Here is a 7030-nt window from a genome sequence, read left to right on the forward strand (position 1 = left end):
TCCCCGCCGGGGCGCTGTCGGCCTTCGTGCCGGTGTGGGGTCAATTGCCCCCCGCCCCCGGTAGGAGCTCCTCCAGGCGGTCGCGAAGGACGACGGCGTGGTTGTGCTCCCCGTCCTTCGCGGCGTACAGGAGGGTGACCGGCCCCCGGCGGGCGGCGTCGAGGATCGGCGACAGCGCGTCGGGGCGCGAGTCCAGCTCCGTCCGGTAGCGCTCGGCGAACTCGCGGAAGCGCTCCGGGTCGTGGCCGAACCAGGCGCGCAGCTCACTGCTCGGAGCCGCCTCCCCGACCCAGCGGACGCCCTCCATGGAGGCCTTGCTCACCCCGCGCGGCCACAGCCGGTCCACGAGGAAGCGGGCTCCCGGAGGTTTCCCGCCGCCCCGGTCCCGCACCTCGTCGTAGACGCGCTCCAGGTACACGTTCCGATCGGCCATGGGGCCGGTCTTCCCCGGACGGCGGCCGGAGGAACGTCAGTCGACCAGGATCCGCTCGAAGGCCGCCGCCAGCAGCTCGGCGTCGTGGCGGGGGCTGCCGTCGGAGCGCGACAGGTCGTCCAGTTCCAGGCGTCCGCCCAGCTCACGCGTGACCGCCCGCAGCGGCGCCGCGTCGTCGACGGTGCCGCGATCGGCCAGCACCACGTCCACCCCCAGCTTGGGGGCGTGCTCGCGCAGGACCTCCAGGTAGGTCTCTGGCCGGAAGTCGTCGGTCTCGCCCCTCTGCGGGGACAGGTTGAGGGTCACCAGCCGCCGGGCCCGGGTGGTGACCAGTGCGTGGGCCAGATCGGGGACCAGCAGGTGCGGGAGCACGCTCGTGAACCAGGACCCGGGGCCGAACACGATCCAGTCGGCCTCGCGCACCGCCTTGACGGCCTGCGGGCTCGCGGGCGGGGCCTCGGGGATCAGGGAGACGGAGCGCACCCGGCCGCTGGTGCTGGCGCACGCCACCTGCCCGCGCACCGTCGTCAGCGCGTCGGGCCGCTCCGGGTCCAGGCCCGAGACCTCGGCGGCGATCTCCAGCGGGACCGAGGACATCGGCAGGACCCTGCCGTGGGCGCCGAGCAGCTGCCCGACCCAGTCCAGCCCGGCGACGGAGTCGCCCAGGAGTTCCCACAGGGCCACGATGAGCAGGTTGCCGACGGCGTGGCCGTGCAGCTCGCCCTCCGAGCTGAACCGGTGCTGGAGCACCTGGCTCCAGGTGTGGCCCCACTCGTCGTCCCCGCACAGGGCGGCGAGCGCCATGCGCAGGTCACCGGGCGGGAGGACCCCCAGCTCCTGCCGGAGCCGACCGCTGGAACCACCGTCGTCGGCGACCGTGACGACCGCCGTCACGTCGGTGGTCACCCTTCGCAGCGCGGAGAGGGAGGCGTGCAGCCCGTGCCCCCCGCCCAGCGCGACCACCCGGGGTGGGCGCGGCCCGTCCCCGTCCGGCCCGGTGCTTCTCGCCATGGCTGTGGCCTGCCCCCTCGTCCCGACTGCAGCGGACGCGCCGGACCGTGCCGCCGAGGACGGCGGGCAGCAGGTCGGCACACGCCCCCGGTCCGCCGGCGCCCCGTCCGCGCGGGGAACGGCACCAGCGGTGACCGGGCCAATCTAGGGGAAGACGCCCCTCTTGGCGATTCGGTTGACCCGCCCTGCCTCCCCCGGGCGCGCGACCGGCCCGGTTCGGCCGTACCGGCGCCCCCCGTCGGCGCGGGGGACGGCCGGCCGGACGTCCCCGCGCGCGTCCCCTCCCCTACTCCCGGCCCACGTCGCGGTGCACGACGTGCACGTCGACCCCCTGTCCGCGCAGCCGGTCGGCGAACTGCTCGGCCATGGCCACGCTCCGGTGCTTGCCGCCGGTACAGCCCACCGCGAGGGTCATGTAGTGCTTGCCCTCGCGCTGGTATCCGGCGATGGTCAGCCTGAGGACCTCCGAGTACGCCTCCAGCATCTCCTTGGCCCCGTCCTGGGACAGCACGTAGTCGCTCACCGGCGCGTCGCGGCCGTTCATGGGCCTGAGCTCCGGCACCCAGTGGGGGTTGGGGAGGAAACGGCAGTCGAGGACGAGGTCGGCGTCGACGGGGAGCCCGTGCTTGAAGCCGAAGGAGACCACGTTGGCGCGCGGCCGGGACTCGTCGCTCTCCCCGAAGAAGCCGATCACCCGTGCCTTGAGCTGGTGCACGTTGAGCTGAGAGGTGTCGATGACCAGGTCCGCCTCGCCGCGGACGGCGAGCAGCGTCTCGCGCTCGCGCGCGATGCCGTCGGTCAGGCGGCCGTCTCCCTGGAGCGGGTGCGGCCTGCGCACCCCCTCGAAGCGGCGGACCAGGGCGTCGTCCCCCGCCTCCAGGTAGAGCACCCGTGCGACGATGTCGCGCTTGCGCAGCTCCTCCACCGTGGACAGCAGGTCCTCGGTGAAGGCCAGTGAGCGCACGTCCACGACCACCGCGACCCGGGGGACCGCCCCGTGCGTGCGGCCGGCCAGCTCGATCATCGTGGGCAGAAGGCCCGGTGGCAGGTTGTCCACCACGAACCAGTCCAGGTCCTCCAGGGCCCTGGCCGCCGTGCTGCGGCCCGCACCGGACATCCCGGTGACGATGACCACCTCGGGCGGTAGCTCCCCGCCCAGTTCGACCGTCATGTGTCTCCTTCCCCGTCAGTGGTGTCTCCTGCTGAGGCCCCGTCACCCTCCCCGCCCCGTCCGGCGGGGCCGCCGGACAGGTGCGCGTGCACGGTCTCGGCCAGCTTGGGGCCGATGCCGGGCACGTTCGCGATCTCCTCGGCCGAGGCCGAGGCAAGTCTCTTCACCGAGCCGAACTCCTTGATCAGGGCGGACCTTCGCGCCGGGCCCAGCCCGGGGAGCTCGTCCAGGCTGCTGCCGGTCAGGGCCTTGGCCCGCTTCTGCCGGTGGTAGGCGATGGCGAAGCGGTGCGCCTCGTCGCGCAGCCGCTGGAGCAGGTACAGGCCCTCCCCGGTGCGCGGCAGGATCACCGGGTCCTCGTCGCCGGGCAGCCACACCTCCTCCAGGCGCTTGGCCAGGCCGCAGACGGCGACGTCCTCGATGCCGAGCTCGTCCAGCGCGCGGCGCGCCGCCTCGGCCTGGGGCCTGGCTCCGTCCACCACCACAAGGTTAGGCGGGTAGGCGAACTTCCCGGGTGACGGTTCGTCGTCGGTCCGGTGACCACCGGGGTCGCCGGTCTCTCCCATCCGGGCGACCTCGCCGCTCCTGGAGCTCTCCTCCAGATAGCGGCGGAACCGCCGCCTGACGACCTCGTACATGGCGGCGACGTCGTGCTGCTCGCGGTCGCCCTCCCCGCTGCCGCGGATGGAGAAGCGGCGGTACTCCGACTTGCGCGCCAGCCCGTCCTCGAACACCACCATGGAGGCGACCACGTGCTCCCCCTGGAGGTTGGAGATGTCGTAGCACTCGATGCGCAGCGGGGCCTCGGCGAGGTCGAGTGCCTCCTGGATCTCGTTGAGTGCGCGGCTGCGCGTGCTCAGGTCCCCCGCCCGGTGGGTCTTGTGCCGGGCGAGCGCCTCCCTGGCGTTCTTCTCGACCGTCTCCATGAGGGACTTCTTGTCCCCCCTCTGCGGCACCCGCAGGTCGACGGCGGAGCCCCGGTGCCCGGAGAGCCAGGCGGCCAGCGCCTCGGGGTCGGCGGGCTCGTGCGAGACCAGGACCTCGCGCGGCACGGCGGTGCCGGTGCCCGCGCTCTCGTCCGTGCCCTCGGCCGCCCCGTAGAGCTGGCCCAGGAACGTCCGCATGAGCTCGGCGGGGCCGGCGTCGGTGACCTTGTCCACCACGTAGCCGCGCTGTCCGCGGATACGGCCGCCGCGCACGTGGAAGATCTGCGCCGCCGCCTCCAGCGGGTCGTCGGCCATGGCGATGACGTCGCAGTCGGTGGAGTCGGGCAGGACGACGGCCTGCTTCTCCAGGGCGGCGCGCAGGGCCTCGATGTCGTCGCGGATGCGCGCGGCGCGCTCGTACTCCATCTCCCCGGCGGCCTCCCTCATCCGCGCCTCCAGCTCGCGGATGAACCGCCCGGTGTCCCCGGCCAGGAAGGAGCAGAAGTCGTCGGCGAGCTCGCGGTGCTCCTCCGGGGTGGCCTTTCCCACGCACGGCGCGACGCACTTGCCGATGTAGCCGAGCAGGCACGGGCGGCCGCTGTTGCGCGCGCCGCGGAACACCCCCGCCGAGCAGGTGCGCACCGGGAAGACCCGCAGCAGCAGGTCGACCGTCTCGCGGATGGCCCAGGCGTGGGAGTAGGGGCCGAAGTAGCGCACCCCCTTGCGCTTGGCGCCGCGCATGACCTGGACGCGGGGGAACTCCTCGTTGAGGGTCACCGCCAGGTAGGGGTAGCTCTTGTCGTCGCGGTACTTGACGTTGAACCGGGGGTTGTACTGCTTGATCCAGGAGTACTCCAGCTGGAGCGCCTCGACCTCGGTCCCGACGATCGTCCAGTCGACGTCGGCCGCGGTGGAGACCATCTGCTGGGTGCGCGGGTGCAGCCCCGCGAAGTCCCGGAAGTAGGAGGAGAGGCGGGACCGGAGGCTCTTGGCCTTGCCGACGTAGATGACCTGCCCCGACGCGTCCCTGAACCGGTAGACGCCCGGCGAGGTCGGAATGGATCCGGGTGCGGGACGCAGGTGAGGAGTCACAGCCATGACCCCATTCTGGTAGGTCGGAGGGACAGACGGCCACTCGCGGCCCGCCCGGGGCCGCCGTGGCGGGGCTCACGCCGGCCGCCGGGGGCTGCGGCGCCCCGGTGGCGGAGGGGCCCCCGCGTGCGGGCGCACCCCATGGTCATGCAAACGTCACGATTGCGCATCTGCATGGTCTAGGTTGGGCGGGTACAGACGAACTTCCGGACATGAACGACAAGGAGGACCCTCGTCGTGGACCCCTCCCAATGGATCGCGATCGGCATCGCCGTCACGCTCGCTCTGCTGCTGGTGTTCGCCATCAGATGGGTGCTCAAGAACAAGCTGGCCAAGGCCTGGCGCGTCGCGGACTACGTGGTCGCGCGCACTCGCGTCTCGGGCTACACGGCGGCCGCGGTGGTCGGCGCCAACCTCGCGCTGCCCGAGCGGCAGGACGTGCCCTGGAGCACGTACCAGGTCATCGAGCACGCGATGCAGATCCTCATGATCGGGTCGCTGACGGCGCTGGGCATCAGCCTGGCGCACGCCGTCACCGACATGGTCCTCGCCCGGCTGTCGGTCGCCAACGGCGACGCCGACCGCAAGGCCCGGCGCCTCCAGACCCAGGTGCGGCTGCTGCGCCGGGTCATCACGTCGATCATCGTGGTCCTGGCCATCGCGTCGATACTGTTCACGTTCGACTCCGTGCGGGCGCTCGGCGCCGGGCTGCTGGCCTCCGCGGGCATCATCGGCATCGTCGCCGGTGTCGCGGCCCAGTCGACCCTAAGCAACCTGTTCGCCGGGCTCCAGCTGGCCTTCAGCGACGCGCTGCGCATCGGCGACGTGGTCGTGGTCGAGGGCGAGTGGGGGCGCGTCGAGGAGCTGAGCCTGGTCAACGTCACCATCAAGATCTGGGACGAGCGCCGCCTGGTCGTGCCGGTCGCGAACTTCACCACGACCAGCTTCGAGAACTGGACCAAGCAGGGCACGGCGATCACCGCGAAGGTCATGCTCCCCCTGGACTGGGAGGTCCCGATCGCGGAGCTGCGCGAGGAGGCCGGCCGCCTGATCACCTCCAGCTCCAACTGGGACGGGCGCAGCTGGTCGTGCCAGGTCGTCGACGTCACCCAGACGGGCGAGGTGATCGTGCGGGTGGTCGCGACCGCCGCCGACACCGGGGCGCAGTGGGACATCGCCTGCGAGATCCGCGAGCACCTGATCGGGTGGCTGGTCGCGCACTACCCCGAGTCGCTGCCGCGCAGCCGCACCGAGTTCGTCTCGGGGGACGAGGACGCCTCGTACGCCACGCAGTTCCCCACCTCGGCGTTCCGCCGCCGGGAGCCGAACGGCGTCACCGGCCCTCCCGGAGGAGACCCCGGGGAGAGCTGATCCGACGCGAACGGCGCCCGGGGCCCCGCGCTCCGGGCGCCGTCGTGCGTGCGGGACCGATCCGCCCCGGGGCCGGACCCCGGGGGGCGCTCCTGGTCAGTCCAGGATGATGTCCTCGCCGTCGATCGTGACGGTGAACCCCTCCAGCGGCTCCTGCGCCGGACCGGTGACCACCTCGCCCGTCGAGATGTCGAACTCGCTCCCGTGGCACAGGCACCGGATGACGTCGTCGACCTCCTGGACGGTGCAGCCCCCGTGCGTGCAGGAGGCGCTGAACGCCCGGTAGTCGTCCTTCTCCGGCTGGGTCACCACCAGCTTGCTGTGGTGGAAGACCGCGCCCGCCCCCTCGGGGACGTCGGTGGTCTGGCCGACCACCTGGCCGCGCCGGACGTCCTGCGGACGGGGCGGTTCCCCGCCGCAGGCGCTCACGGCCGTGACGGCCGCCGCCGCGCCCGCCGTTCCGAGCAGGCTCCGCCTGCTCACCCCGCACCCGCACGTCCTCTTACCGGCCACGACCGAACGCTCCCTCACCTGCGCGGAAATATCACTACACAATGTAGTACAGCGCAACCCCCGGCTTAACCCAGGGCCGATCATGCACCTGACCTGCGAATACGCTCCGGCGAGGCAAATTCGTCCCATAGCACGACGGTCGTCGGCAGCACCATTGCCGCACGACGACCACCCTCGACCACCGGAGTAGTACGTGTCAGAAAAGCCACCGGTGGGCCTCCGCTCCTGACCCCCGGAAAGTCCGGGGAGCGGGCCCTCCGGTCCGGAGCCGCCACGAAGAAGCAGAAGAAGCCCGCGTCGCCGTACACGATCCGCAACTACCTCAAGACCCTGCGCCTCCTCGACGCCCACCTCGAGGAGGGCGGCCGCCCCCGGACATTGAAGATCACTGCCGAGGAGACCACCGGCCGGCTCGCCAACCTCGCCGCGGAGTCCAGCTCGGGCAACGCGTTGCACCACTACCGCAACCTCGGGGCCTTCTGGGCCTGGGCCGTGTACGAGGGGATGGTGACG

Annotated in this window: 6 protein-coding genes; 1 reads left to right on the plus strand and 5 read right to left on the minus strand. The window is 72.3% G+C overall.

Annotation, left to right across the window (positions count from 1 at the left end; translation table 11 throughout):
- Positions 1-40 precede the first annotated feature (40 nt).
- From ACFQBR_RS31530 to uvrC, 4 genes are all read right to left on the minus strand, one after another.
- On the minus strand, positions 41-433 hold the full coding sequence (locus ACFQBR_RS31530; protein WP_267948983.1) for a DUF488 domain-containing protein: 393 nt from the start codon (positions 431-433) through the stop codon (positions 41-43).
- A gap of 36 nt (positions 434-469) precedes the next feature.
- Positions 470-1444 carry a gluconeogenesis factor YvcK family protein gene (locus ACFQBR_RS31535; protein ID WP_344183264.1) on the minus strand — a complete coding sequence of 325 codons (975 nt, stop codon included), beginning with the start codon at positions 1442-1444 and terminating at the stop codon, positions 470-472.
- 286 nt (positions 1445-1730) lie between these two features.
- On the minus strand, positions 1731-2615 hold the full coding sequence (rapZ, locus tag ACFQBR_RS31540; RefSeq protein ID WP_267948981.1) for an RNase adapter RapZ: 885 nt from the start codon (positions 2613-2615) through the stop codon (positions 1731-1733).
- A complete protein-coding gene (gene uvrC / locus ACFQBR_RS31545) occupies positions 2612-4639 on the minus strand; it encodes an excinuclease ABC subunit UvrC (RefSeq protein ID WP_344183266.1) in 2028 nt (675 codons plus the stop codon). Before uvrC ends, rapZ begins: the two co-directional genes overlap by 4 nt.
- A gap of 231 nt (positions 4640-4870) precedes the next feature.
- Here uvrC and ACFQBR_RS31550 point away from each other — a divergent pair, with 231 nt between their 5' ends.
- Positions 4871-6004 (plus strand): mechanosensitive ion channel family protein, encoded by a 1134-nt coding sequence (locus tag ACFQBR_RS31550; protein ID WP_344183268.1) that lies wholly within the window; start codon positions 4871-4873, stop codon positions 6002-6004.
- 96 nt (positions 6005-6100) lie between these two features.
- On the opposite strand, the gene ACFQBR_RS31555 is transcribed toward ACFQBR_RS31550, so the two are convergent.
- Positions 6101-6487, minus strand: coding sequence for a Rieske (2Fe-2S) protein (locus tag ACFQBR_RS31555; protein WP_267948978.1), 387 nt, complete (start codon positions 6485-6487; stop codon positions 6101-6103).
- Positions 6488-7030 lie beyond the last annotated feature (543 nt).

The organism is Nocardiopsis tropica, assembly GCF_042660575.1.
Lineage (GTDB): Bacteria > Actinomycetota > Actinomycetes > Streptosporangiales > Streptosporangiaceae > Nocardiopsis > Nocardiopsis tropica.

What these genes read in the sequence shown, in the direction of transcription:
- ACFQBR_RS31535 (WP_344183264.1), bottom strand. Translation starts at nt 1,444, where the DNA reads ATGGCGAGAAGCACCGGGCCGGACGGGGACGGGCCGCGCCCACCCCGG.
- ACFQBR_RS31530 (WP_267948983.1), bottom strand. Translation starts at nt 433, where the DNA reads ATGGCCGATCGGAACGTGTACCTGGAGCGCGTCTACGACGAGGTGCGG.
- uvrC (WP_344183266.1), bottom strand. Translation starts at nt 4,639, where the DNA reads ATGGCTGTGACTCCTCACCTGCGTCCCGCACCCGGATCCATTCCGACC.
- rapZ (WP_267948981.1), bottom strand. Translation starts at nt 2,615, where the DNA reads ATGACGGTCGAACTGGGCGGGGAGCTACCGCCCGAGGTGGTCATCGTC.